Raw genomic sequence first — 26,405 nt, 5'->3', positions numbered from 1 at the left:
AACGTAAGTCCATAGTATTGGCTGTATTCCAGGTCATAATGGCGGCTCCGATTGGACATCATTCTTGATGCCCAATAGTGTTACCTATGTCCTGATACAGGTGTTACCCATGTCTCACGTCTATACACGTCAAAAAAAGGTAACCCAAAAAAGGCGACCACGCTATTTCGGAAACCCCGATTATTTTACGGATAAATGGGAAAAGTTCGAAACTCGCCTGCGGCATAAAAGCCTTAGGTGCCTGTGGGAGACTTCCCTTGCAAGGGAAGTCCGTTCCGCACGCGCGGAGCAATGCTCCACGAAACCCTTGCTACACCTCAAACAGCGAACCTTTCTGATCCATTTATCCGTAAAATAATCGGCCGAACTAGAAGTGGGGGCAGGTCAAAAGCAACTTCAAAAACAACGTCAAAAACAACTGCAACACATACAAATTCCTACGAACTCTGCCAACTAATCAATTATTCAGCCCCCACTGCCCCCGCTGCCGGCGCCCTAAACCAATCCCCCTTAGCCACCACCTTCTCCTGCGCCGGATCTCCCAAATAATGCGGCGACATAATCTGCACCCCATACTCATTAAACACGTCCTGTATATTGCCATGCAACTGGTTCATCACTTCCGCCCTGAGTTGCGCATCACAAGGTATCGCCTGACAAATCAATAAATATTCAGGATAAAAATCCGATAACGCCGTTTGAAAAACCTTCGGCGCTGGATGACTGATCACTCCCGGAGTACGCTGCGCAGCAAGTATCAGCATTTCTTGCACCTGACGCCACGGTGTGTCATAGCCGATGGTGACTTTGGTATCCACAATAAAACCATCACCCTGCACCGCTTTAGAATAATTCAATGTCACATTGCTTAATACCAGCGAATTCGGCAAAGTTAATTCCACTCCCATGCCATTACGGATACGGGTGGTAAACATCCCCATTTCAACAATCGACCCTTCATAATCCAGCACATGAATAAATTCGCCTTTACGATAAATTCCAGTGTAAGTCAGCAGTAAACCACTCACCACTTGCCCCACCAAGCCGGACGCCCCCATCGAAATCATCAAGCCGACCAACACCGAAACACCTTTAAATGCTTCAGTATTAGCACCCGGCAAATACGGATATGCCATCGCCAGCGCAAACAACCACACCGCCATATTCGCGATGCGACGAGTTGGCACGGCGACTGCTGCATCCAGCCAGCTCAGTTGAATTGACTTGTCTTGGACCCGACCAAAGAAGCGGCTTAAACCTTGCGTTACCGCTCTGGCCAACAAGAAAATAACAATGGCGGTAAATAAATCTGGGATCGATTTCAGAATCGCCGTTCCGAGCATCACGATTAAGCCAACAAAATAACCGTTCAAATGTTCGCCCCATGGCCGTGTAACAGGAAATTGCTCCATCAACACGCTCAGCCATTCATAACTCAGCAACAAAATTAATAACCATGAAAATACTTGCACCAAACCACTAAAAACCCACTGAATACGTTCACGATTAATGATTTGCGAACTGGTGTCATCCAACAGGTCTATTTTGGCATTGGCGAATTTAAGCAAACGATGTTCAACCACATGCCGGACTTTGCTCACCAGCCACAGCGCAAAAAAGTAGATAATGGTCGCCAGCGCAGAATAAGCAGCGGCACGCAACATGTAATCAAGGCTGCGGCTTTCATGGGTTTCACTAATCGCCAAATTTAAATTATCGACCGCATTTTTTGCATTCGCTTCCAACGTTTCTTGCTGAAATTGATCAATGTCACCAGGGGAAATATAAAAACTGCCCGCATTGTCAATTTGAATCAATATCCCGGGCGGCATCGCCAACATGGAAGCCTTATGCTGCCCACCGTTACTCAACTGCTTTTCTATCCGGCTTTCCGCACGCTTAACTCGTTCGAGTGGCTCAATTCCCAGCACCGAAGAACGAAAAGTCATGATGGCGCGATTTTCAACCGTTAACGTCGCATCATTGGTTTTTTCTGGAGCTGGAGTAGTAACCAACGCAGGCATATCGCTAGCTTGTACGGGTGCGTACGCCGCTGACCAAACGAGACAGACGCAGAAAAGAAGCTTCGGCAGATTCATAGTTATCGATTGAATGAAAAATACTTGTTAATAAGCATTTAGTTTAGCATTGGCAATTAACACTTGGTTTACTAGTTTCCTTGTTGCATAATTTTTTGAAGATTAGTGCAACATGTTCGGTACAATCACTCCCCTTATTCAGCACTCTTAAGTTTTCCATGCACACACCCTTTCCCGAAACACACCAACGTCCCTGGCTTGCACTGAATGGTGTTGATGAGGCTGAAATTTGGGTGGCTAACAGCAATCTCGAATTGAATTATTTTTTGGAGCAGGAGCAAAACTCCGGCCTGCCGATTGGTCAGGGAATTTGCTTTGCTTTGGAATTAGGAGGGGAATTATTTCTTCACACCACTAGCGAGGGGATTTTATTGCTGGATGTGACGGAAGCGGCTGAATGGGTTGTGCCAATTATTGCTGCTTGCACCGGTGCCGCGCCAGCGCGCGGGCAAATTTGGATATTGCCGGAAGATACCTTGATTCAGTTAATTCTGGGGCTAAATAGTTTAATAGCCAGTTCCAGCATTGTTTTACGCCACGATTTTGGCATGCATTTTTAACTCAATGCTCACAGCTAATACTCAAACTTTACGATGACAATGAAATATGCTGTCGAAAAAGTGAATTTTTATCAGCCGGATAACCATTGAAATAGTCGATTTTTTCAAAAAAAACAGGGGAAATAAAACAACCATATCCCCCCTTAAAAGCTCAGTTTATTCCTTATCAGAGCAATGTGTGTGCGCTAAATCGTACACCGTCACGCCGTCATTTTCTGATGCCATCTGCAACCAATCCGGATGATCCAGCGTACGCTGCATGTCACGCAACCCGGCTTCCCAATGCGCCTGCATGGTGGGACGTGAGAATTCGTAATCTTTCGACTCTAGTTCATAACGATCCTGGCGATAAATCAAATGCACGATATCCAAATGCGCAGTACGTGTGGCACCCATTAAATGTTTTACCTCAGGATCATTGTGCATAGACGCGGGAAGTTTGGCAATTAAACGTTGCACCGCCTGCTTGCTACGCTGCAGTTCCGCCGCTTTATCGGTACCCATACGGGTACGACTGGAATATTGGATATCTTTTTGGCGCGACAACACGGAGCCCATATTCAGCGGCATTGCGCCACGCGCACTAAATAAATCGACTTGCACAGCCATGGTTTTTTTCAAACCGCGATTATCCAGCACGTATTGCAACGGCGTATTCGACACAATACCGCCATCCCAATACGGCTCGCCATCTATCATTATTGGCGCAAATGCAGGGGGTAATGCGCCACTGGCCATCACGTGATCAGGCCCGATGATTTGCTTGGTATTATCAAAATATTCGGAGTTGCCGGTGCGTACATTAACCGCACCGAGTGAAAGCCGCACCCGACCGCTATTAATCAGGTCGAAATCAATCAAACGCTCTAAGGTTTCACGCAGCGGCGTGGTGTCGTAGTAACTAATCGCCGCATCAGTGCCTTCCGGCTGAAACATCGGCGGCGGAACCCGCGGCTTGTAGAAGCCCGGCACACCGAATGAGGCTGCCATCGAAGCACCCATCTGATGCAAGGTGGACCACTGCTGACCAAACATCGGTGCCACCATATTGCTGCGCGAAGTGACCAATTCCCAAAATTCCTGCAACCGCGCAACACGTCGATGCGGCTCATTGCCGACAATTAAGGCCGCATTAATCGAACCAATCGACACGCCAGCCACCCAGTTCGGCTCACTCGGAATTTTAGCCAACGCTTCAAACACGCCAGCCTGATAAGCACCTAATGCGCCACCACCTTGCAGCACCAACACAATATGCTCATGGTCTAGCGCAGGAGGATGGTTGTGGCGAGGGGATTTAACGGTGGATTTAGATGAAGGAGCAGCGGCAGGTGTTTTTTTACGAGGCGATGTCATAGAGATGGCTTGCTTTCAGTGTTGTCAGTATTGTCAGTGTTGTAAAGCGCGCATGAGCAACTACAACGATATGTAATTACATCAGTAGGAACGTATCAAAAGAAACACTATAGCATTAACGCAAGACCAGTCTATGACAACTTAAACCACACTTAAAACACATGCCCCAACTTAGCTGCTTTAGTCAGGAGATAGCGCTCATTATGCGGATTTTTCTTGATAATAAGAGGAATTTGCTCAGTCACCTGAATGCCACATTCTTGCAATGCCGCGGCTTTACGTGGGTTATTGCTCATCAACTTGACTGCTTTAACCTGCAAATGCTGCAACATTGGCTGGCAAATTTGGTAATTGCGCATATCGGGTGCAAAACCTAATGCCTGATTGGCTTCCACCGTATCAGCACCAGCATCTTGCAAACGATACGCATGCACTTTATTCAGCAGGCCAATTCCGCGCCCTTCCTGACGCAAATACAGCAACACGCCACAACCTTCATGAGCAATTTTTTTAAGTGCGGTTTCAAGCTGCGCACCACAATCACAGCGCTGGCTAAACAGCGCATCACCCGTCAAACATTCTGAATGCAAACGTGCCAACACCGGAGCGCCAGTGGCAACATCGCCCAACGTGAGTGCCAGATGCTCTTTACCTGTGGCTGCTTCAAAAAAAGCATGTAAATGAAAAATTGCCCAAGGTGTTGGCAATACGCAGGATGAGATAAATTCAACGCCGCTGTTGTTGATGCTGGCGCTGGTTTCGAGGTCTTTATTTTTATTGCTAGTCATGCTTAAATCCACGTTACTACGCTACTGCTGGCTGATGAGTCAATATACCGTTTTGATAATCCGACACGGCTTGCTCCACTTCGGCGCGCGTATTCATTACGAAAGGTCCATATTGTACTACTGGTTCGCCAATTGGTTTTCCTGCCAACACTAAAAACCGCGTTTCTTGCTCCAAACTGCGTACCTCGATTTTGCCGCCTTCCGACAAAATCCCAGCACTATGGTTTTTCACGCTGCGTTCGCCGATTTGTAATTGGCCTTCATAAACGTACACAAAAGCATGATGCAATTCAGCCACATCAAAACTAAGCTGACTATTCGGCGACAGCATGACATCTAAATACACCGGCTCAGTAGTAACGCCCTGGATCGGACCAAGCGCTGTAGTGCCTTCCACCGTAATACTGCCCGCAATCACTTTAACAAAGCCACCGGCAACTGTATGAATAACAGGGATTTGCTCAGGTTGAATATCCTGATAACCCGCCGGTTTCATTTTTTCGCGAGCAGGTAAATTAATCCACAATTGAAAGCCGCGCATGCGACCTTGCTCTTGCTGCGGCATTTCCGAGTGTATTACGCCGCGCCCGGCCGACATCCATTGCACGCCACCACTTTTAATATGACCCACATTGCCCATATGATCTTCATGGCGCATATGCCCATCTAAAAGATAAGTGACGGTATCAAAACCACGATGTGGGTGGGAAGGAAAACCGGCCACATAATCATCTGGATTATTCGATGAAAATTCATCCAGCATTAAAAATGGATCAAGCCGTGCATGCGGCCCACTACCCAAACTACGCAGCAATTTAACGCCCGCGCCGTCTGATGTAGATAAACCGGTGATTTCTCTTTGCAAGCTGCGAACTTGTGTTGTTAATTGCGTGTTTTGGGTATCCATAGCATTCCTCATTTTTTAAACGCTTAAATTACTATTGTTACTATTATCTACTAACGTCATACCCGCTGAGTATGACGCCCTACAATCAAGCCGCCAAAGCCAGATTCAGTTCTGCGATTTTTTCATGCGCTTTAGTAATAGCAACCTGCTTGCCTTCGTCACCCATCGCCAAACCTTCAGCGTAGACAAACTCAACATCGGTAATGCCGATAAAAGCCAAGAATCCACGTACATAGTCGGTTTGCGTATCCATAGCAGTACCGGCATATTGACCGCCACGGGTGGCAAATATCAGCGCTTTTTTGCCAGTCACCAGACCAACCGGACCTTGAGCCGTATAGCTGAAGGTACTACCAGCGCGTGCAATATGATCAATATAGGCTTTTAAAACTGAAGGTACACCAAAGTTATATAAAGGCAAACCCAGCACCAGCACGTCAGCATTTTTTAATTCATTAATTAAACTATCCGAATATGCAACAATAGCTTGTTGCTCTGCGGTACGTGATTCTGGCTTGCTTAAAAAGGCAGAAAAACGTTCACCATCCAAATGCGGTACCGGGTCGGTTGCCATATCACGCACGACGACTTTCCCGTCAGCATGATCAGCCTGCCAAGCGGCGACAAAGCGGTTAGCCAACAAGCTAGATTGACCTTGATTAGAAAATAAACTGGTATTAAGTTGAAGTAGGGTTTTCATGATTTCATCCTTGTTTGAGTGAGTGTCACCATTTAAACATTTGATGAATAGATTAAAAAGAAGAATAATTCGACTGATATAATCAGATTTTTAGATACGTTTATCACAAATGGCAGCTTTCCCTCACATAACACTAGAACAGTGGCGTGCCTTAATCACCGTTGTGGATACCGGCAGCTATGCTAACGCGGCCGAAGCTTTGCATAAAAGCCAATCTTCCGTGACCTATGCCGTGCAAAAACTGGAATCTTTATTGGGCATTAGCGCCTTTGAAATTCAAGGCAGAAAAGCCGTGCTGACTCCGACCGGACAATTACTGTATCGACGCGCGCTACATCTACTGGCTGAAGCCGAAAATATTGAACGGGCCGCAAAAAAAATATCCGCTGGCTGGGAGCCGGAAATCAGACTGGCCGCAGACATTATTTTTCCTAGTTTCATTTTGCTTGATTGCTTCGATCAATTCGGTAAAAAAAGTCCGCATACCCGTATTGAGCTGATTGAATCGGTGATGGGCGGCACCATCGAAGCACTGCTAACTGGGCAGGTCGATTTGGCGATTGCCACCTCAATTCCACAAGGCTTTTTAGGGCGGACACTGATTCAACTCCGGTTTATTCCCGTTGCCCATCCCAACCATCCCTTGCATCAGCTAAACCGTGAATTAAGCATTCGTGATTTAGAAACTGAGCGCCATTTAGTGATTAGAGAATCAGGTAGCAAACGCACCACCAACACCTTAATTGCACAAGCGCCGCAGCGCTGGACAGTCGGCCACAGCGCCACATCAATTGAAGCCGTGGCACGCGGTTATGGCTTCGCTTGGTTTCCTGAAGTAAATATTCGGCATCAACTAAAAGAAGGCACACTTAAAGCGTTGCCGTTAAAAGACGGCGGTGAACGTTTTGCCACGATGTATTTAATTTTTGCTGACCCGGATGTAGCTGGACCAGGAACCCAATACCTGGCGCAACTAATTCAAGATGCGGTACTGAGTACTTGCGCTGAACATGTTGCAAATAAGGGATAAGAGCACACCAAGGCGGCGCTTTCTGGTAAGCTCCCGTGCGTCGATTTGGTCTGAATAAACAAAGCTACTTAAACGGAAAACAAAGTCATGATTAACAACGTGGTTAAAAAAATGCTGGGCTTCATTTTGCTAGGCTTATGCCTCAACCCAGTAGCACAAGCAGACACGATACTTGGCATGGATGTGATTGAGTCCCAGCCATTGAATGAAGCTTGGCTGGATTCAGGCTTCCTGTCCTATCATTTTGACCGCGACAAAGGCCTCAATGGCGACAATTATGGCTTGGGTGCGGAATATCGCTTTTCCACCGTCAACGCAGTTACCGTTGGACGTTTTTATAATAGCGACCGCGAATATTCCAATTATGCAGGGCTGTATTATCAACCGCTAGCAATCGGGCCATTTCGCTTAGGTGTTGTTGCCGGTGGATTTAACGGCTACCCAAAAATGAAGGATGGTGGTTGGTTCTTGGCGGCAATTCCAATGGCTAGCGCAGAATGGGGACGGGTTGGTTTGAATATCGCAATTGTCCCATCGTATAAAGATCGGTTGTATGGCGCGATTTCTTTGCAGTTAAAAATTAAAGTCTGGGATTAAACCCGCTAAGCCGATAAACTCGAACAACGTCATTCCCGCGCCTGCGCGAGGATGACGTTAATTAAGGCTTGGCTTTGAGTAATAACGAATTGGGTAATAAATTAGATTTACCCTAACGAAGACCACAAATTATCCCAATCTTCCGGTTCAAAGCTACCTTCCCGTTTAAAGATAAATTCATTTTTGGGATTAATCACAAAATGGGTAGGTTGATGAACTATCGTACCAAAATTATCTTTGTGGCTCGGCGCATTACGCCAAACCATGGGGAAACGCTGTTCTTGGGGGATTACCTGCGCAATTAACTGGTTGTATTCATCAAAATCGGCCTTGTTTTGATCAATATTAACCGCCAGCAAGACAAATTTCCGCTTGGAATTACTCACATAAAATTCCCGCATTAGCTTCAAATCACGGGTGCAGACATTACAACCGGCAGTAAAAAAGCTGACCAGCACCGTCTTACCCATAAAATCGCTCAACTCCAGCTTTTTGCCGTTAGCATCAACGCCCTGCAGAGTAAACTTGGGAATATTTTTTTCATCTTGAGCAAATAGCGACGTATTCAAGCTAGCAAGCCCCCCTGCCAGTGCCATTTGCAGCCATTTTCTTCTATCCATGTTGCGCTTCCCTCTTTTGTTGTAGTGAGCATTACTGAAGTAGTCTAAATTTCAGACAATATCTTACAAAAAAACAGACAAAAAATATAACTTTTAATAAAGTGAAAGACTGCCCACTAGGAATACCTCTATTTTTTAAGGTAATTTGCTACTTTCCCAAGCATTCTCAAACACGATATCGCTCAACAAACGCCGCGTATCCCAGCCTTCGACTTCCAGCATAGGCGCTGGATAAAATTTTTCAACATGCCCAACACACAATAATGCAATCGGCTGACTGCCTTCCGGCATAGCGCATAAAGTACGGATTTGCGCCGGGTCAAACATCGATACCCAGCCAACGCCGATCCCTTCCGCGCGGGCCGCCAGCCAAAAATTTTGAATCGCACAAGACGCCGACGCCAAATCCATTTCGGGCATGGTGCGACGCCCGAATACATAATCTTCGCGCTTATCGGCTAAACCAACCACTAACAACTCGGCGCAAGCAAGTATCCCCTCAACTTTAAGCCGCATAAATTCATTGGTACGCTCTCCGAGTGCTTGCGCAGTAAGAAGACGTTCATCGTTTACGTGCTGATGAATCTGCTTTCTCAGTTCAATATCCGTTATCCGAATAAAGCGCCACGGCTGCATATAACCAACGCTGGGGCCTTGATGAGCCGCTTGTATAAAGCGTAGCAACTGTTCGGCTTCTATCGGTTGTGAATGAAAATGCCGCATATCACGACGTTCACGGATCGCGCGATAGACACCAGCTATTTCTGGCGCGGAAAATTGTTCAGAATCCGGAGTTTTTTGAAGAACTGGCTGGTTATTCATAGCCACCAACGCATCAAATAATGGCTGGGTAGCATCCGCAATTCGATCCAAACTGTGATTGCGTAATGCCGACAGATCAACCACGGTTTCGCTATCCAACCCAGCCCAACGCAATAGCGCACTGCATGCTTCTGGATGGTCAAACAAACCATGTAGATAAGTACCCAGAATTTGATTGTCTTGGGAAATTGCGCCTTCAGGGCGACCATCAATATAAAACGCAGGCGCATCTAGTGCCGTACCAGCAGAAGTCCCCATGTGGATTTCATAACCACTAACCTGCGCAGCTGCAAAAGCGCATTGTCCGGCCACATTGCCTAACCGTTTTTCACGGCCGATCTCAGTCACCATGTCGAGCAAGTTTAAGCCCGGCGATACTCCGGCTATTCCTTCTATTCCTAAATTATCGCTAACGCTGTTCCCCAGCATTTGAAAACCACCACAAATGCCGATTACTTTGCCGCCATAGCGCAAATGCTTATGCAGGGCGACATCCCAACCTTGCTGATGCAACCACTCAAGGTCGGCACGGGTGTTTTTACTGCCCGGTAAAATAATCAAATCAGCTGGCGGAATTGCTTGTCCGGGGCCGATAAATTTCAGGTCGACATTGGGATGCGCTCGCAATGCATCAAAATCAGTGTGATTACTAATTCGTGGAAAAACCGGCACAACAATACGGAACTCGCCCGTTGTTACTTGATTAGCTTGTATCGCATCTTCCGCATCCAAAAACAAACCGTGCAAGTAGGGTAAAACCGCCAACACCGGTTTGCCGGTTTGTTTTTCAAGCCAATCCAGACCGGGTTCCAGCAATTTAATATCGCCCCTGAATCGATTAATAACAAAGCCAACAATACGCCGCTGCTCGCTCTCAGAAAGGCAGGACAATGTACCAACGATGTGCGCAAACACCCCGCCGCGATCAATATCAGCCACCAAAATAACCGGACAATCAACCGCTTCGGCAAAGCCCATATTGGCAATATCACGGTCGCGTAAGTTGATTTCAGCGGGACTTCCAGCCCCTTCTACGACGATGCAATCAAAGCGCTCGCCAAGCCGTTGGTAAGATTCCAATACAGCTTGCATGGCAACGGTTTTATATTGGTGATAGTCCTGCGCATTCATCTCGGTTTTGACTTTACCGTGAATAATAATTTGCGCTCCGGTGTCGCTCGATGGTTTCAGCAGTACGGGATTCATGTCGCTATGCGGCGCAATACCTGCTGCTTGTGCCTGCAAAGCCTGAGCGCGGCCGATTTCCCCGCCGTCTTCGGTCACCGCACTATTCAGCGCCATATTTTGCGGCTTAAACGGTACGACCTTAATGCCTTGGCGCGCTAGCAAACGACACAAAGCCGCCACCACAGTAGTTTTACCGGCATCGGACGTAGTGCCTTGCACCATCAGGGTTTTAAATGGGGATGTCATGCTAACTCCAACCCTTGCCAGCGTTCGACAAAGCTACTTATCTGGCGCAAACCTTGGTAAATTACCGACGGGCCTGGCGAGAGGATATCCGGCGATTTAATCTCAAATATCATTTTATTTTTAACTGCCGGAATTTCTGCCCAACCAGGCCGGGCACACAAGGATTCCGCTTGAAATTTTTTGCCGCACCAAGAACCGATAATAATATCCGGTGCGCGCCGCACCACTTCATCAGGATCGGCAATGATGCGTTGCTTGGCACTGGCATGCAGCGCTAATTCAGGAAAAGCATCGACACCACCAGCAATAGTAATTACCTCAGATGCCCAGCCAATACCGCTCATGAGCGGGTCATTCCATTCTTCAAAATAAATGACAGGTCGGCGCGTCCATTGCGCAGCTTGTGCGCGTGCTTGATCTATCTGCATTTGAAGATCGGCAATTAATTGTTGTCCCGCCTCTTGCCGTTGTACCAAGGCGGCCAGCACACCGATCATATGCAAGATCCCCGCAACGGTACGCTGATTAAAAAGATGCACTTCCACCCCTGCATGAGCTAAATCACGACAAATATCTGCCTGCAAGTTACAAAAGCCAATCACTAAATCTGGATTAACCGCCAAAATACGTTCTAATTTAGAGGAAGAAAATCCGCTAATCTTGGGCTTCTCTTCCCGGGCTCGAGGCGGTCGAACCGTGAAGCCGGAAATTCCAGCGATACAATCTTCCGCACCAAGCGCGTATAACGTTTCAACCGATTCAGTACAAAGACAGGCAATGCGGTGGTAATGGCTCATGACAGTTTCTTTAAAATTGAGTTACGCTTATTTTCTATTACTACGGGCCAGATCTAACTTCTCACACAACGCCGCCGTACCTGCAATCATGCGCGGCCCGGAACGATTGATCAAGTTGCCATCAACTAAAAATAAATTAGCGCGCTTAACTGCAGTCATGCCGGGATAACGCTTCCACATTGCGACACCGCCATCCGACGGGCTTTTTTCTGCGGTGCCGATAATCGCTTCTGGGTCTTCTTGCAATACCGCCTCTATGCCGACATTAGGTGCTGTCGTTTTCAGGTTAGCAAAAATATTCACGCCGCCGCATACACGAATCGCGTCACTCACAATATGCTGACCATTCAGAGTAAACAAGGGTTTATCCCATACCTGATAAAACAATCGCACCGGCGACCGGTTGGCATACTTTGCGGTGAGTGCTGTCAATTGCTGGCTCAATTCAGCCGCGACGCTATTCGCCTGTTTTTCTGTACCCATTAATTGACCGAGTACTCTTATGTTGTTTGGAATATCTACCAACTTATGCGGCTCACTATAAAACAATGGAACACCTAATTTGCGTAACTGTTCAACCTGCTTATCCGAACTGCCATGCCGCCAGATCACCAATAAATCCGGTTTCAACGCAATGATGCGCTCAATATCGACTTCGCGATTATCACCAATAATAGGAATCAGCTTAGCCGCTTCCGGATAATCGCTATAACTCACCACACCTTTAATAAGGTCGCCGCCGCCTGCGGCAAACAACAATTCGGTCACATGCGGAGCCAAAGAAATTATCCGCTGCGCCGGTTTTTGCAGCGTAACAGTTTTCCCGTCGTCGTCCTGCACAGTAATAGCTGCGTTGGCAGTCACTGCAATCAAACAAACCAACCCGCCAATTAATTTTACGATGTTCATTTTTTGCTCACTTAACTTAATTGCTTTCTTAACGACTTAACTGATGATACTCACGATATTCAGTAAAATTTGTATGTGTTGCTGTTGACGTTGATTTTGAAGTTGTTTTTGACCTACCTCCACTTCTAGTTCGGCCGGTTTTTCTAAGGAAAAAAGGATCAGAAAGGTTCGTTGTCTGAGGTGTAGCAAGGGTTTCGTGGAGCATTGCTCCGCGCTTGCGGAACGGACTTCTCTTGCAAGAGAAGTCTCCCACAGGTACCCAAGGCTTTTAGCCCGCAGGCGAGTTTCGAACTTTTCCCTTTTTTTCTTAGAAAAATCGGGGTTTCCGAAATAGCGTGGTCGCCTTTTTTGGCCTACCTTTTTTGGCGACGCAAAAAAGGTAGGTAGCTGTCGGGCTACCCCCGACCAACAAGCCTTAAATCCTTCGCGCAGGTAGATTAAAAATTAAATTCGAATAACCCATTCTTCCAACGCCCCAGCCAATCGCCGCCAGCCAACCTCATCCGGCGGCAATCCCAACCGAATCCCGCGCCCAGCCTGCGAAAACAAACGCACTAAAATCCCACGTTCAGCCATATGCAACCAAAATTGTTCGGCATATGGTTCCGGCCACCATTGAAATAACGCACTACCGTTAGCTTGAATGCCGCACTGTAGCAATAACGCATTCAAGCGTTTTCCCGATGCTGTTAATGAAAGCCGTGTAGCGCCCTGCCAAGCACTATCACGCAACGCAGCACACCCAATTTGCTGCGCAGCACTACTAATTGCCCAAGGCCCCAACAACTCTTCCATCTGCCTAAGCAAGGGCAAACTTGCCGCAACAAAACCCAATCGCAATCCAGCCAACCCGAAAAACTTACCCACTGAACGTAAAACAATTAACCCCTCCTGCCCACTCCAAGCAACAACACTATTCTGCGGCACAGTATCAGCAAACGCTTCATCAACAATTAACCAACCACCACGCGCAGCCAACTGCTCCGCCCAATTCAGCAATAGCTCAGGCTCAATCAACGCCCCGGTAGGGTTATTCGGATTACACACCACCATCACATCACAATCGCACACAACACCTGCCAATTCAGTATAAGGAACCTGACGCAAGGTATGCCCATATTGCCCCCAATGATGCGCATGTTCTGCATAAGAAGGCGCTGCCACAACAACTTTCGACGGAGGCCGCAAACGTGGCAATGCCTGAATTGCGGCCTGAGTTCCCGCGACGGCTAGCATCTGCGGCGCTCCATAATAATGCGATGCTGCCGCACATAATTCCTGGCTTGTTTCTGGTAGCCGATGCCAAACATCGGCGCTTAATTCTGGCGCTGGATAACAATGCGGATTAAGCCCAGTTGAAAGATCAAGCCAGTCTGCGCGAGCTCTGCCAAACCGCTGGATAACATCATTTAAATTTCCGCCGTGCTCAAGCATAGAATTGCCCATCCATTCCACCATACACAAAAAATACGGCACCTGCCGCGAGTGCAATAGCAAGCCACAACACCGTGGTAGTTAACACCAAGTGCCAGGCCCGTAATATATCCTCGCCCTGTGCAGCGCGCCCTTCTCCCAGCGACGGACGCTGCTCAGTTATGCCGCCATAGTCAGCAGTACCACCAAGAGCCAAACCTAAAGCACCCGCACCACTCGCCATTACCGGGCCCGCATTAGGGCTAGGCCAGTTTGGAGCCTGACTGCGCCAACAATGCCACGCACAACGTTTATCTAAATAAGTTGGTGCCAATAAAACATAAGACAGCGCCGTTAACCGGGCTGGTATCCAGTTCATCACATCATCAACCCGCGCGGCAACACGTCCAAAATAATTAAACCGCGCATTACGATAACCCCACATGGCATCCAGGGTGTTCGCGAGGCGAAACAGCAACGCACCCGCGCCACCTGCCAACACAAACCAAAACAAGGTGCCAAACACGGCGTCATTACCATTTTCCAGCATAGATTCGGTGCTGGCTTTGGCTAAATCAGCAGCAGTAGCGTTAGCCGTATCACGACTCACGATGCGACTGGTTAACTGACGCGCCTGTTCTAAATCTTGGTTTTTTAACGCCATTAAAATGGGCAAATTATGGTCACGCAAGCTGCGCAAACCGATGCAAAAATAAAGCAATATGATGTGGCCTAGCCAGGCAAAATCATCCTGTTTACTAATCAAAAACACCAATCCAACTAGCGGCAACACGACAATAATCCATGCCAATAACCCACGCAAAATAAGATGGCGCTGACGATTCAAGCGCTGCTCTACCCATGTGGCCCAACGCCCAAAACCGACCAGCGGATGCCAGCGCGGCAATTCACCGTATACAAGATCAAGAATAACGCCGGCCAATAGCATCCATGCTATCGCGGGCATGCTCAAGCCAATTAGCATGCACTTCCTTTTAAAACTAATGGCAAACCTGCCGCAACCAGCAACACATTCTCGCAATGCTTAGCTACGGCTTGGTTTAACCGCCCGGCTTCATCTACAAAACAACGCGACACTGCCCCGTATGGCACCACACCTAATCCGACTTCATTCGACACCAATATTAATTCGCCAGTGACCTGCGTTAATGCCGTTAAAAATTGTTCGCGCTGCTCGTGAAATAATTCAGGCAGGGGAATAAGCCCGATCTCTGGGTATTCAGTCTTTTCATCAAACAGTAAATTAGCCAGCCACAAAGTCAAACAATCGATCAACACTACGCGATCCGGCGCACACCATTTCAGTAGTGCTTCACCAAGTGCGAGCGGCTCTTCAACTAAACGCCAGCTTGCTGGTCGTTGTTGTTGATGATGTTTTATGCGCGCGGCCATTTCAGTATCTTTGGCTTGTGCTGTGGCGATATAAATCACTTCCTTACCCTGATTTTCCGCAAGAGTTTCTGCAAATGCGCTTTTACCTGAACGCGCGCCGCCTAATACCAACGTGCGCGTCATATCACCATTTCTCCAGTCAGCAACATCGCCGCCGCCAAAGGGCAAGACGGAAAGTAAGCATGGAAATAAGAAGCCGTTAATGAACCCACCTTATAAACAGCTTCACCGACAGCGCCCGTTCCAGCAGATGAATGCTTAAAGGTAGCCGAGATAGGCGCAACACTGGTTTCCAAACGAGAATAATGAAAAGTATGCCCACGCAATATGCCATGCCGGGTAGTTAAACCTTGCGAGCCTAATCCCGCCAAACGTTTTTGCATCGCCACATGGCCAGGCAGTATGCCCGCCATAGACCAAGAGTTGCCCTCCAGATCTGACAAGCTATCCGTGAGAGACATCATGCCTCCACACTCAGCCCAGATTGACACATCACGTGCATGTGCTTGTCTTATCGAATCTTGCCAGATCATGGCTTTTGATAAAGTCGCAGCATGTAATTCTGGATAGCCACCCGGTAAGTAGATGGCATTTGCGCCAGATGGCACGGGTTGGTTGGCAAGCGGTGAAAAAAAGCACAGCTTGGCACCTAGTTTAGTTAAACAATCAAGATTGGCTGGATACAAAAACGCAAAGGCGGCATCACGCGCTATGGCGATAGTCGTGCCTGCCAGAGTTGACGTTACTTGTTCAATCGCCTGCTCCTGATCCAGTTGAACTGGACTGATGGCATTCCAAACGTCGGCGTCAAGAGTGAGTTGCTCTGCCAGCGTATCAAGCAAGGATTCAATATCAGCCACTTCATCAGGAAGAACTAAACCAAGATGGCGTTCCGGCAGCGACTTTTCTTGCCGTGACAGGCTAGCCAACATCGGAATATCACGTAACGCGGCAACCACCATAGCCGCGTGCCCAGGGCTGGCAACTCGGTTAGCGATGACGCCAGCCAAATTAACCGGGCCGTAATCTCGCAAGCCCGTCACTACCGCACCACAGGTTTGCGCCATGGCAGACACATCAACTACTGCTAATACCGGAACCCCAAAGGCTCGGGCCAAATCCGCCGAGGACGGTGCGCCATCATATAAACCCATCACCCCTTCAATCAGAATGACATCGGCAACTCGCGCTGCTTCGGCTAATTGAGTGCGGCATTGTTCTAATCCAACCATCCACAAATCGAGTGAATATACCGGAGCACGGCTCGCTATTTCAAGCAGCATGGGGTCTAAGAAATCAGGGCCGGTTTTAAATACCCGCACTCGCAACCCTTGCAGTACTAATTTACGTGCCAAGGCAGCAGTCACCGTGGTTTTACCCTGACCCGAGGCCACAGCAGACACCAACAATATGCGTGCTTGCAATTGTTCTTGCATTACCACTCCACTCCAGCTTGCGCGCCGATGCCACTCTTAAATGCATGTTTTACTTCTTGCATTTCGGTCACAGTATCAGCAACTGCTATCAACTCGGGCAATGCGCCACGACCAGTAATAACGACATGCTGCATCGGCGGTCTGGCTTGCAAATCTGCGATCACTTTATGCACATCCAGGTAATGGTATTTCAGCGCAATATTGAGCTCATCCAATAATACCAAGCCGATCGAAGGGTCACTTAAATACTCTTTACTTTTTGCCCAGGCAGCTTCGGCTTTTTCCATATCACGCTCGCGATTTTGCGTATTCCAGGTGTAGCCCTCACCCATCGCATGAATACTTACCTCATCTGGAAAGCGGTGCAGAAATTTTTCTTCGCCGGTCGACATCGCGCCTTTGATAAATTGGACTACGCCCACTTTCATATCATTACCCATGGCGCGTATCACCATACCGAAACCGCTCGAACTTTTACCTTTGCCGTTGCCGGTGGTAATAACAATCACTCCGGCTTTGCGTTGGGCTTGTTGAATTTTGTCGTCAACGATTTCTTTTTTACGTTCCATCCGCACCCGATGACGTTCATTAATATCGGTACTTTTTGATGTTGGAGTATTTTCTTCGCTCATGCTATTTCCTATTGAGTAAGTACTATGTAAATGTTCAAAACCGCACTGGTTTCACCGTGCATGCCAGCGTAACAATCTCTCCATAGCCGATTTGATGGCTATTATTTGCAGCAAAATCCGCCATCTGTAATGGCGTTAAACCACGATGGCAAGCCAATAACAAACGGATAGTTCCTGCATGACAGATGACAATACTGTCCTGCTGATGCAAACAAAGCTCTTGATAAAAGGAAGCGACACGCTGCGCCATCTGTAATACGCATTCCCCGCCACCCGGCTGATAATTAACCACATCCTCAGCCCATGCATCTATTTCTGCTCTCGGGATGTCATTCCATGCGCGTAATTCCCAGGTGCCGAAATTCATTTCAACCAACCGAGCATCGAACTTGATTAAGGTCGTCATATGCTCGGCTAAAGCCTGCGCTAATCCAGCACAACGTTGCAACGGGCTGGAAAATAACAGCGCATCTTTCGGCAAGTGGACCATCAGTGATGCTAAAACCTTCTCCAACTCATGCGGATCAACAACCAAATCAGTGCTGCCGTAACAGAACTCTTTGCCAATCTCCGGTTGCGGATGACGTACCAGATAGATGCGCATAATTATTTAGCTAAGGGTAAAAGGAAGTGCGTAGCGTCGCCAATATGGCAAGATAAAAAGCCACCTCGGAAAACTGTTGTACCGCACCTAAACAGTCTCCCGTATAGCCACCTATCCGTCGCACAAATAGTGCACTTAACCAGAGCCCAGCTAACGCAACCGCCACGACACCAATCAACATACTGAACCAGCTAAGCCAGCCTGTAACGCCGCAAATCATCATAGGAAGCAAAGCAGTCAGCATGGCTGTTATATATTCACCGGTAGAAATACGTTCTGCCAACGGTTTAGCTTTCCCTTCGGCACGCACATAGCTCAGCCGCCAGATCAAGGTAGTCGCGGCTAAACGCGAGAGCGCATGTCCGATAAACAAGGTGGCAATCAGTGCTGGTGCGGGCAAATAAAACAGCACACTACATTTCAGTGCCAGCATTAAAATAATGCCGATCGCACCGTATGCGCCGATGCGTGAATCTTTCATTATTTCCAGCACTCGTTCTTTGGAACTAGCGCCACCGAATCCATCGCAAACATCGGCAAAACCATCTTCATGGAAAGCGCCGGTTAAATAAATACTGGCAATAGTCGACAGCAATACCGCCACCAAGTGTGGCAAAAATAAAGCGGCACAGACGTACACTGCACTGGCAACGCTGGCAACTACCAAACCAACCAACACAAAATAACGCGCAGCGTGATGCAACCAGTCGGCTTCAAATCCTACCCATTGTGGAATTTGAATCCGCGTAAAAAATTGCAATGCAATAAAAAACAACCGCACTTGCTGCAAGCTCCACGCACCGGCTTTGGTGAAAAAGCTCATTCCTTTTTTTCGCTCACTTGCGCTGAGTCAAAGGTTGCCATATCACGCAAAAAATTCACTGAAGCTTGCACTAAAGGGTAAGCCAAAGCACAGCCGGTACCTTCCCCCAAACGCAAGCCAAGTTGCAACAACGGTTGCGCGCCAAGGTAACGCAACATCGCTTGATGCCCGCTCTCATCTGAGCAGTGGGAGAACACGCAATAGTCAAGCACCTCAGGCTGCAACTTTGCAGCAACCAAGAGCGCGCTGGTGCAGATAAAACCATCAATTAACAGCACCATGCGCTGTTTGGCTGCTTGCAGCATCGCGCCCGTCATCATGGCAATTTCAAAACCGCCAAAGGTGGCTAGCACTTCCAAAGGATTTACTACATTCGCATGGAAAGCCACAGCACCCTCAATAACGCGCTGCTTATGCACTATGCCTTCCGGTGCTAATCCAGTCCCGGCGCCGACGCATTTAGCTACCGGCAAGCCGGTTAATTTATGCATAAGCGCGGCGGCGGCAGTAGTATTACCGATACCCATTTCACCAAAACCGACCACGTTACCCTTGAGGGCGTTGATCAATGCAGCGCCAGACTGTAAGGCTTGCTGACATTGATCCAGCGACATTGCTGGTTCTTGCGCAAAATTACGCGTACCCGGTGCGATTTTTTTATTGATCAAACCGTCGCGCTGACCAAATTCATGATTTACACCCGCATCAACAATCTGCAAGGCAAAACCGTTTTGGCGTGCGAAGACATTAATCGCCGCGCCTTTCGCCAGAAAATTTTCGACCATTTGCCACGTGACGCTTTGCGGAAACGCAGAAATATTTTCAGCAACCACTCCGTGGTCACCAGCAAACACCAAAATTGCCGGATCGTTTAACGCTGGATGGGTTGATTTTTGGATTAAGCCGATTTGCTTAGCGATTTTCTCCAACATACCCAAACTACCGAGTGGTTTGGTTTTATTGTTGATGGCAACATCCAACAAGGTTGAAAGCACGAGATCTTGAGTCGATTCTATGGAGGAAATATGCATAATTTTTCCATGCAATGCATGGCCTAAAGGTTTAGTTAAAGGTTTGTGCTAAAAGTTGAGCTTGAACAGGTAAAAAAAGACGCTGTTTGCCATGCCAGATCATTTCAATCGGATGCCCCAGACATTGACTCAAGTTGGCCTCTGTCATTATTTCTAATACCGTCCCGGCTTGCCAGCTACCATCGCCCATTAATAACAGCGCATGGGTCGCAATGCTGTATGCCAAATTGAGGTCGTGACTTACCATCAGCAGTGCTTTTTGCTGATTTTTACAACGCTGGGAAAAAGTTTGCATTACGCTGATCTGATGTGCCAGATCAAGCGCATTAGTGGGTTCATCCAACAACATTAATTGCGCATCTTGCGCCAACAACGAAGCAATCGCCACGCGCTGCCGTTCACCGCCAGAAAGGCTGCGCACATCGCGCTCCGCCAAATCGGCCACATCTAATTCTGTTAATGCCGCATAGGCTGCGGCCAAGTCTTGGTCAGACTCCCAATAATGTCCATCGTGATACGGATGCCGCGCACCGAGCACGGATTCGATTACCCGATAAGCAAAGGCATCATTACGCCCTTGCGGCAAATAAGAACGTACTTTGGCTAGCTCGGTCAGCGGCCATTTAGCTAATGATCGATCATTAATTAACACTTCGCCGGCATTCGCGGCCACATCAAAAAGGCCAGCCAAACACCGCAACAAGGTGGTTTTACCAGCCCCGTTACGTCCAATAATGCACCAGCATTCACCGGCATTAACTTGCCAGTTTAAATTGGCAACTAAGGATCGTTTACCAACGGAAAGCGTTAAATTTTTGGTTTGTAGTTTCACGGAATTACTTAACCTTTACTTAACCTGATGACGGCGATGTTGATGCAGTTGCACTAAAAACAGCGGCACGCCAATTAAAGAGGTAATCACGCCAACCGGCAATTGCATCGGTGCGATCAAACTACGCGCGATGGTATCTGCCAATACTAAAAAACACCCGCCAGCAATACATGATGCCGGCAACAATAACCGGTGATCCGGCCCCCAGGCAAAACGACAAGCATGCGGCATGATCAAACCAACAAAGCCAATACTGCCAGCACTACTTACCGCACTTGCAGTGAGTAACGCAGCACAGAAAAATAATATTTTACGCAAACGCCCAACCGAAATGCCCAAGGTACTGGCGCTATCCGCATACAAGGCAGCCACATTTATCACCCGCGCCATGTTGCACACATAAGCCAATATACCCAGCATCACTATCCAGGGCGTATACCGCACTTCCGCGCCAGACAAATCGCCTATCACCCAAAACACCATGCTACGCAACCGGCTGTCAGGAGAAATAGAAAGAAACAAAGTAATCAATGCCAAACAGCCGGAACTAACGATAACACCCGTCAACAGCAAGGTAGGCGTACTCCCTTCGGAACTACCACTACCTTTAAAATCTTTATAAGCCAACAAAAATAATAGCCCAGACACAGCAACCGCCCCACCAAACGCCGCCAGATCCACCATCCAAGCCGCACCACAAAGCAGAATGGCCGTTAACGCCCCCACTGCCGCCCCACCAGAAATTCCAAGCACATACGGATCGGCCAATGGGTTGCGCAATAACGCCTGCATCAACACGCCAGCCAGCGCCAACGAACCGCCAGTAACAAACGCCGACAAAGCCCGATGCAAACGCAGCTCGAACAAGGTCGCACTCAAACTGGACGGAGCGCCTTGTAGCAACTCGACAACCGCATGCAACAACTCAGAAAACGACAACGAAACAGATCCTACGCAACAAGCCAACGCTAAGCTAAACAACGATGCCAGCAGTAACGAAGCTAAAATTAATTGCGCCCGGCGCGAGGATTGATTGAAGGGAATTGACACGTGATCCTTAATTTAGGGGATGAAGTTGCAGTTGCGGTTGAAGTTGCTTTTGACGTTGCATTTGACCTACCCCCACTTCTAGTTCGGCCGATGATTTTACGGATAAATGGATCAGAAAGGTTCGTTGTCTGAGGTGGAGCAAGGGTTTCGTGGAGCATGCTCCACGCTTGCGGAACGGACTTCCCTTGCAGGGAAGTCTCCCACAGGTACCCAAGGATTTTACACCGCAGCGAGTTTCAAACTTTTCCCATTTATCCGTAAAATAATCGGGGTTTCCGAAATAGCGTGGTCGCCTTTTTTGGCCCGCCTTTTTTGGCGACGCAAAAAAGGCAGGTAGCCGCCGGTCTACCACCGGCCTACAGGCCGCTAATAAACCGAAGTGGCAATTTCATAATCAGGTAAAAAACAATCAGAAACTATACCGCAATGTCACCTTCATCTGCCGTCCATCATCAGGATAAATCGATCCCATGCACGAGAAAGAATTAGAAAAATACTGCTTATTAGTCAAATTAGAACCTGCCACAGCCAGCTCCCAAGCCCCAACTGTTTGCGAATAACGCGCATCCAACGTAGCGTGCGAAGGAATCATTGCTGCACAGGTATTGCTAAAGTCACCACCATAACGCTGTTTATCAACCCACTGCCCGCCGATATAGGCATTTTGACCATTACCCGGCACCCAGTTTAAATGCGCAGAAACAGTATTTTTAGGCACTAATACCAATTCCTTACCGTCATTCACACCTGCAGTAAATACTGCGTCAACGTGCTGCGCTTGCGCTGTTAAACGGAATTCCTTGGACAAACGATATTTGGCATCTAATGCAATACCTTGACGTTTGGTTGGATCCAAGTTCATGTTAGTGCCATAAGGGAAACTCACATTCGTGAAATAGTAAATTTCGTTAGTAATATCATGGCGGAAAAAGCGCGCTATCAGCTGTTGGTTAGCATCACCCAACGTAGTTCCCAGTTCTAAATCATGCGAAAGCTGTGGCAACAACGGGGTATTTGGCACTGTCGTTTCAGAGTTATCATCCACATTCGCTACACGGTAGCTCTGTCCAACGTTAGCAAACACATTAACAACTGGTGCAAACGCATAACTACCTTGCACTTCCCATGCATTAACACCTTGTACAACGGTATAGTTATCTTGAGAAAAGGCGACAGGATCAGTCGATGTTTTATCAAACACTTCACGACGTGCGCCAAAGGCGATACGTGCCTGATCAATTTTCATCTCATCACGGAAATAAATTGCCCGTGATTTTTGGGTTGCGTAATCCTGAGAATAACTACCCTCTGATTGGCGATTCCAATCCATGAAATCAAGACCGATCACAAATTCGTTACGCATGCCATCCACACCGGTGATATTACGCAACCGTGGCGTAAATTCAGTTTGACGCCCGGTAAAACTTGATGGTGATGGTACCGTTCCATTAAAGAAGGTTACGTCAGAAGTTCTTTCGCGGGTTGATAACTCTGCCGCTACTTGCCATGCGCCGAAGTTATATTCGCCAAACGCTGTATAACGATCTGTTGCAATAGAGCCGTTATCGTATGGGGTAAAAGTTTGTCGCGGGTCTTGCTGAAATTGCGCTAAAGTCAGCGAGCCAGCAAAACCGGAATCTTGACGCGCAATATCAATCCGCAAACCAATGCGGCCTGCGTCGGAATACCAGGTTGCCGCGCCGCCTAAATTTTGCTGGGTAACGGCATTATTAACGCGATAGTTATCTGATTTTTGATCGTTCACATTCAGGCTAAGATTAAAACCATCGCCGCCTTGCGATAAATAAGCGCGTCCAGCGCGGTCTTTAAATTGCCCCAATTCGGTAGTGATAGAACCGGTCAATGGTGTTGGGCCTAATTGCTTGGTAATAATTTGAATCACGCCGCCAGTTGCGCCGTCACCATATAAAACACTGCTACCACCGCGCATAATTTCAATCCGCGCTACGGAGTCAATTGGAATCGAAGAAAGCAAAGCAACCGATTGTTCACTTTCAGATATACGCACGCCATCCAGCAAGATCACCAGGTTATTTGCGCTATCTGCACCAAAGCCATTCATGTCCAGATCAAAATCTGCTGTGCCATATAAATTCTGACGTCCATATACACCGCCTAATTTGCGGATTGCTTCATTGACGTTATCAACACCGGCATTGCGAATATCGGTGGCAGTAATCACCGTGGCACCAATCGGCGCTAAATCTGGGGAACTTGGAAAACGTGAGCCGATAATAACGACAGGTGCAACGTCGCTGCCGGTGTTATCTGTGCCAGAAGTAGTTTGGGAAGTCTGAGCAAAAGCGCTAGCGCAAGTTAATGACGCTAAGGCGCTAATGATTGCTAATGACATTGCTTGTGGCTTCAAAAAAGGCCGAGCAGAAGCCGTCGCGGTAGAGCGTAAAAATTGGGAGGAAATCATAAAAAACCAAGTAAAGGGGCAACCAGCCAACGTCCCGTAAGCTGGGTTGAACAATACATGGCTGGAACTAACCAAGCACGTATCACCTATTTTGGCCGGTATCCGGGCTGACAAATCTAACTCTCTTACCTTCCCATGCCAACGTAGTTGACACAGTGGTTTTTGAAGAAAGCGTATCGGTAGAAGCCAATGGCTTACTACAGAGCTTTATCACCGTTGCGGGGGCAGCACACTAGCGCATTAGTTTGAGGTGAAATTTTAAGCCTGACTTTAAGCTCTAAATTCACCTATTAATGCGGATGTTTCCCGTTTAACCGCCGACATGAACATGCCTGCGAGCACCAAAACAGCGCCATTCTAATGTTTGTGGTGCTTAACAGCAAGCAGCGTGTGAGATTGCTGTGGAAAAATGATTCCAATTTTATGTTTTAGAATACCGCCACATGTTATTTTAAAATTAATGAAATAACTATAAAACCATCGGAGCATATGAAAATGCAGGAATTTCATCTTAAGCGCGACAATTGCACCGCATTTTGCAAGAATTCATTCGTACGCTGAGCAACTGTGTAGCCCAGCTCACATCGGCTTAATCAGTTTTAACACTTCACGAAAATGCGGATGTTCACTATCACGCAACCATTCAAACATCAGCATTTCTGAGCTGACTATTTCTGCGCCATGCAACGCCGCTCGCTGTACGGCCAGTAACTTATTACTTTCCAGACGTGAACCGATAGCGTCGACCACCAATTTCACGCGCCAACCTCGCTCCAGCAACCCCAGCACGGTTTGCAATACACACACATGCGCTTCACAACCGACTATGCATAATTCATCGCGCGCTGGCTCCGCACTGAGTTGCTCTAGCGCGGCCAAAAATGCCGGTTCAGCGCAAGCGTCAAACGTGGATTTTTGCACTGACAAATCATACAAACCAGCCAATGACGGGATACTTGCGCCTAAACGTAGCGGCTGCTGTTCGGTACCGAAAACCGGGATTTTCAACAACTTGGCCGCCTGCGCCAGCAACAGGGCGCGTTGCGTTACTTGTGCGCCGTCAAAAATTAACGGAATCAGCTTGGCCTGAAAATCAATCACTATCAGGATAGAACTAGCGGCATTGGCTAACGTATTGGTAATCTCAGTCATTTTAATTTTTCCTGTTCAGGTTAGTCACATTAGTTCCTGCACTATTAAAAAATACCGAAGGTGTTACGCCAAAGGTTTTTTTAAACATACTTGAAAACGCCGCTTGACTACTATAGCCAAGCTCTAAAGCGACCTGCGACAGTGGTAACCCACGTGCCACTAAATGCGATGAATGCGCCAACCGTACCTGTTGGCGCCACACGCCAAATCCCATGCCGCAATCCTGCTCAAATAAGCGCGCCAAAGTACGTTCTGAAGCCCCCGCCTGAGTGGCCCAATCTGCCAGTGTCAACTTATTGCCCGGGTTAGCAATAATGGAGTTGCATAGACGAATTAAGCGTTTATCTCGCGGCAAAGTAATCCGCAATGGAAGTTGAGTGGCTTGTTTGATTTCACTCAGAATTAATTTCGTCAACAGGTCTTCACGCTCACTTGCCAAATTCAACTCTGCAAGAGCCAGCATCAGCTCGCGCAATAAATTCGACACATCCAACACGATGCACTCCGCAATATTAGCTTGATCTTGGAACGGAGCAATATCACTCAACACATGCAATGGCCGCAATCTTACCGCTTCCAATGTCGTCACGGCATGCTCAACATTAGCTGGAATCCAAATTGCGCGTAGCGGTGGGACTATCCATGTATAGCGCCCCACCGTAACTCGAATTGCCCCCTGCAAAGCATAGGTCAATTGCCCCCACAAATGACTGTGCGCAGCCAAGGTAGCGTTACTCGTTAAATCGCGCCCCACCACGCGTACCGGTCGCTCTACCGTCGGGGCTAAACAAGAAGAATGGGCATTGGTATGGTTTACGACGTACACGGCAACCTCTTCAAGAAGTGAAGCAATTATTCTAATCGGAATAGCTTGTTTTGTCTGTTATTCGACAAAAACTGGCTTTCCATCAAAAAACAGTCGCGGAAATCTTCGCTAAACTGTGTCGCACTTCACTT

Annotated in this window: 25 protein-coding genes, 1 pseudogene and 1 riboswitch; of the genes and pseudogenes, 3 read left to right on the top strand and 23 right to left on the bottom strand. The window is 47.8% G+C overall.

The genetic code is table 11. From position 1 onward, the window contains the following. Window positions 1-461: 461 nt before the first annotated feature. Window positions 462-2,024 (bottom strand): mechanosensitive ion channel family protein, encoded by a 1,563-nt coding sequence (locus S2091_RS19125; protein WP_165795033.1) that lies wholly within the window; start codon window positions 2,022-2,024, stop codon window positions 462-464. A 233-nt stretch (window positions 2,025-2,257) separates the two neighbouring features. Between S2091_RS19125 and S2091_RS19120 the strand changes: the two genes are divergently transcribed. Beyond that, on the top strand, window positions 2,258-2,659 hold the full coding sequence (locus S2091_RS19120) for a hypothetical protein (RefSeq protein WP_105533564.1): 402 nt from the start codon (window positions 2,258-2,260) through the stop codon (window positions 2,657-2,659). Between the two features lie 156 nt (window positions 2,660-2,815). Here S2091_RS19120 and S2091_RS19115 read toward each other — a convergent pair whose 3' ends face one another. The 4 genes from S2091_RS19115 to S2091_RS19100 all read right to left on the bottom strand — a co-directional run bounded on the left by S2091_RS19115 (window position 2,816) and on the right by S2091_RS19100 (window position 6,410). Further along, window positions 2,816-4,015: a patatin-like phospholipase family protein gene (locus tag S2091_RS19115; protein WP_105533563.1), complete on the bottom strand. Its 1,200-nt coding sequence runs from the start codon at window positions 4,013-4,015 to the stop codon at window positions 2,816-2,818. Between the two features lie 152 nt (window positions 4,016-4,167). Continuing rightward, window positions 4,168-4,803 carry a GTP cyclohydrolase II gene (gene ribA, locus S2091_RS19110; protein ID WP_105533562.1) on the bottom strand — a complete coding sequence of 212 codons (636 nt, stop codon included), beginning with the start codon at window positions 4,801-4,803 and terminating at the stop codon, window positions 4,168-4,170. Between the two features lie 16 nt (window positions 4,804-4,819). Then, the gene (locus S2091_RS19105; protein ID WP_105533561.1) at window positions 4,820-5,710 is read right to left on the bottom strand and encodes a pirin family protein; all 891 of its coding nucleotides are present in this window, start codon (window positions 5,708-5,710) and stop codon (window positions 4,820-4,822) included. Window positions 5,711-5,795: 85 nt separating this feature from the next. Next, window positions 5,796-6,410, bottom strand: a complete 615-nt coding sequence (locus S2091_RS19100) for an FMN-dependent NADH-azoreductase (protein ID WP_105533560.1) — start codon at window positions 6,408-6,410, stop codon at window positions 5,796-5,798. 109 nt (window positions 6,411-6,519) lie between these two features. Between S2091_RS19100 and S2091_RS19095 the strand changes: the two genes are divergently transcribed. Together S2091_RS19095 and S2091_RS19090 are read left to right on the top strand one after the other, a co-directional pair. Beyond that, entirely contained in the window at window positions 6,520-7,440 is a 921-nt protein-coding gene (locus S2091_RS19095; RefSeq protein ID WP_105533559.1) for a LysR family transcriptional regulator, read from the top strand. Window positions 7,441-7,527: 87 nt separating this feature from the next. Then, window positions 7,528-8,037, top strand: a complete 510-nt coding sequence (locus S2091_RS19090) for a hypothetical protein (RefSeq protein WP_105533558.1) — start codon at window positions 7,528-7,530, stop codon at window positions 8,035-8,037. A gap of 107 nt (window positions 8,038-8,144) precedes the next feature. On the opposite strand, the gene S2091_RS19085 is transcribed toward S2091_RS19090, so the two are convergent. From S2091_RS19085 to S2091_RS19005, 18 genes and pseudogenes are all read right to left on the bottom strand, one after another. After that, window positions 8,145-8,657 carry a peroxiredoxin family protein gene (locus tag S2091_RS19085; RefSeq protein ID WP_105533557.1) on the bottom strand — a complete coding sequence of 171 codons (513 nt, stop codon included), beginning with the start codon at window positions 8,655-8,657 and terminating at the stop codon, window positions 8,145-8,147. 135 nt (window positions 8,658-8,792) lie between these two features. Beyond that, complete coding sequence (bluB, locus tag S2091_RS24545; RefSeq protein WP_165795034.1) at window positions 8,793-9,479, bottom strand: 5,6-dimethylbenzimidazole synthase; 687 nt, start codon at window positions 9,477-9,479, stop codon at window positions 8,793-8,795. After that, window positions 9,477-10,913 (bottom strand): annotated as a pseudogene (locus tag S2091_RS19080) (cobyric acid synthase); the annotation flags it as partial. The gene bluB and the pseudogene S2091_RS19080, both read right to left, overlap by 3 nt. Continuing rightward, window positions 10,910-11,710: an ABC transporter substrate-binding protein gene (locus S2091_RS19075; RefSeq protein ID WP_105533555.1), complete on the bottom strand. Its 801-nt coding sequence runs from the start codon at window positions 11,708-11,710 to the stop codon at window positions 10,910-10,912. The pseudogene S2091_RS19080 and the gene S2091_RS19075, both read right to left, overlap by 4 nt. A 27-nt stretch (window positions 11,711-11,737) precedes the next feature. Continuing rightward, window positions 11,738-12,619 (bottom strand): cobalamin-binding protein, encoded by an 882-nt coding sequence (locus S2091_RS19070; protein WP_105533554.1) that lies wholly within the window; start codon window positions 12,617-12,619, stop codon window positions 11,738-11,740. 444 nt (window positions 12,620-13,063) lie between these two features. Continuing rightward, entirely contained in the window at window positions 13,064-14,053 is a 990-nt protein-coding gene (cobD, locus tag S2091_RS19065; protein WP_105533553.1) for a threonine-phosphate decarboxylase CobD, read from the bottom strand. Beyond that, complete coding sequence (gene cbiB, locus S2091_RS19060) at window positions 14,046-15,017, bottom strand: adenosylcobinamide-phosphate synthase CbiB (protein WP_105533552.1); 972 nt, start codon at window positions 15,015-15,017, stop codon at window positions 14,046-14,048. Before cbiB ends, cobD begins: the two co-directional genes overlap by 8 nt. Continuing rightward, window positions 15,011-15,568, bottom strand: a complete 558-nt coding sequence (gene cobU / locus S2091_RS19055) for a bifunctional adenosylcobinamide kinase/adenosylcobinamide-phosphate guanylyltransferase (protein ID WP_105533551.1) — start codon at window positions 15,566-15,568, stop codon at window positions 15,011-15,013. The genes cbiB and cobU overlap by 7 nt, the downstream gene beginning before the upstream one ends. After that, the gene (locus tag S2091_RS19050; RefSeq protein WP_105533550.1) at window positions 15,565-16,881 is read right to left on the bottom strand and encodes a cobyrinic acid a,c-diamide synthase CobB; all 1,317 of its coding nucleotides are present in this window, start codon (window positions 16,879-16,881) and stop codon (window positions 15,565-15,567) included. Before S2091_RS19050 ends, cobU begins: the two co-directional genes overlap by 4 nt. Next, window positions 16,881-17,513 carry a cob(I)yrinic acid a,c-diamide adenosyltransferase gene (gene cobO, locus S2091_RS19045; protein WP_105533549.1) on the bottom strand — a complete coding sequence of 211 codons (633 nt, stop codon included), beginning with the start codon at window positions 17,511-17,513 and terminating at the stop codon, window positions 16,881-16,883. Before cobO ends, S2091_RS19050 begins: the two co-directional genes overlap by 1 nt. A 34-nt stretch (window positions 17,514-17,547) precedes the next feature. Next, complete coding sequence (locus S2091_RS19040; protein ID WP_105533548.1) at window positions 17,548-18,117, bottom strand: histidine phosphatase family protein; 570 nt, start codon at window positions 18,115-18,117, stop codon at window positions 17,548-17,550. 10 nt (window positions 18,118-18,127) lie between these two features. After that, window positions 18,128-18,940, bottom strand: coding sequence for an adenosylcobinamide-GDP ribazoletransferase (locus S2091_RS19035; protein ID WP_105533547.1), 813 nt, complete (start codon window positions 18,938-18,940; stop codon window positions 18,128-18,130). Continuing rightward, window positions 18,937-19,971: a nicotinate-nucleotide--dimethylbenzimidazole phosphoribosyltransferase gene (gene cobT, locus S2091_RS19030; RefSeq protein WP_105533546.1), complete on the bottom strand. Its 1,035-nt coding sequence runs from the start codon at window positions 19,969-19,971 to the stop codon at window positions 18,937-18,939. Before cobT ends, S2091_RS19035 begins: the two co-directional genes overlap by 4 nt. Before the next feature lie 31 nt (window positions 19,972-20,002). After that, the gene (locus tag S2091_RS19025; protein ID WP_105533545.1) at window positions 20,003-20,803 is read right to left on the bottom strand and encodes an ABC transporter ATP-binding protein; all 801 of its coding nucleotides are present in this window, start codon (window positions 20,801-20,803) and stop codon (window positions 20,003-20,005) included. A gap of 15 nt (window positions 20,804-20,818) precedes the next feature. Beyond that, the gene (locus S2091_RS19020) at window positions 20,819-21,853 is read right to left on the bottom strand and encodes a FecCD family ABC transporter permease (RefSeq protein WP_243405489.1); all 1,035 of its coding nucleotides are present in this window, start codon (window positions 21,851-21,853) and stop codon (window positions 20,819-20,821) included. Window positions 21,854-22,262: 409 nt separating this feature from the next. Further along, window positions 22,263-24,227 (bottom strand): TonB-dependent receptor, encoded by a 1,965-nt coding sequence (locus S2091_RS19015; protein ID WP_105533571.1) that lies wholly within the window; start codon window positions 24,225-24,227, stop codon window positions 22,263-22,265. Between the two features lie 145 nt (window positions 24,228-24,372). Beyond that, window positions 24,373-24,657, bottom strand: a riboswitch (cobalamin riboswitch). Between the two features lie 218 nt (window positions 24,658-24,875). Beyond that, on the bottom strand, window positions 24,876-25,448 hold the full coding sequence (locus tag S2091_RS19010) for an isochorismatase family protein (protein ID WP_105533544.1): 573 nt from the start codon (window positions 25,446-25,448) through the stop codon (window positions 24,876-24,878). Window position 25,449: 1 nt separating this feature from the next. Then, complete coding sequence (locus S2091_RS19005) at window positions 25,450-26,274, bottom strand: AraC family transcriptional regulator (protein WP_105533543.1); 825 nt, start codon at window positions 26,272-26,274, stop codon at window positions 25,450-25,452. Window positions 26,275-26,405 lie beyond the last annotated feature (131 nt).

This window comes from Solimicrobium silvestre (assembly GCF_002976435.1).
Classification (GTDB): domain Bacteria; phylum Pseudomonadota; class Gammaproteobacteria; order Burkholderiales; family Burkholderiaceae_D; genus Solimicrobium; species Solimicrobium silvestre.
Note: the sequence above shows the minus strand (reverse complement) of the source record. Positions and strands in the feature narration are given on the sequence as shown.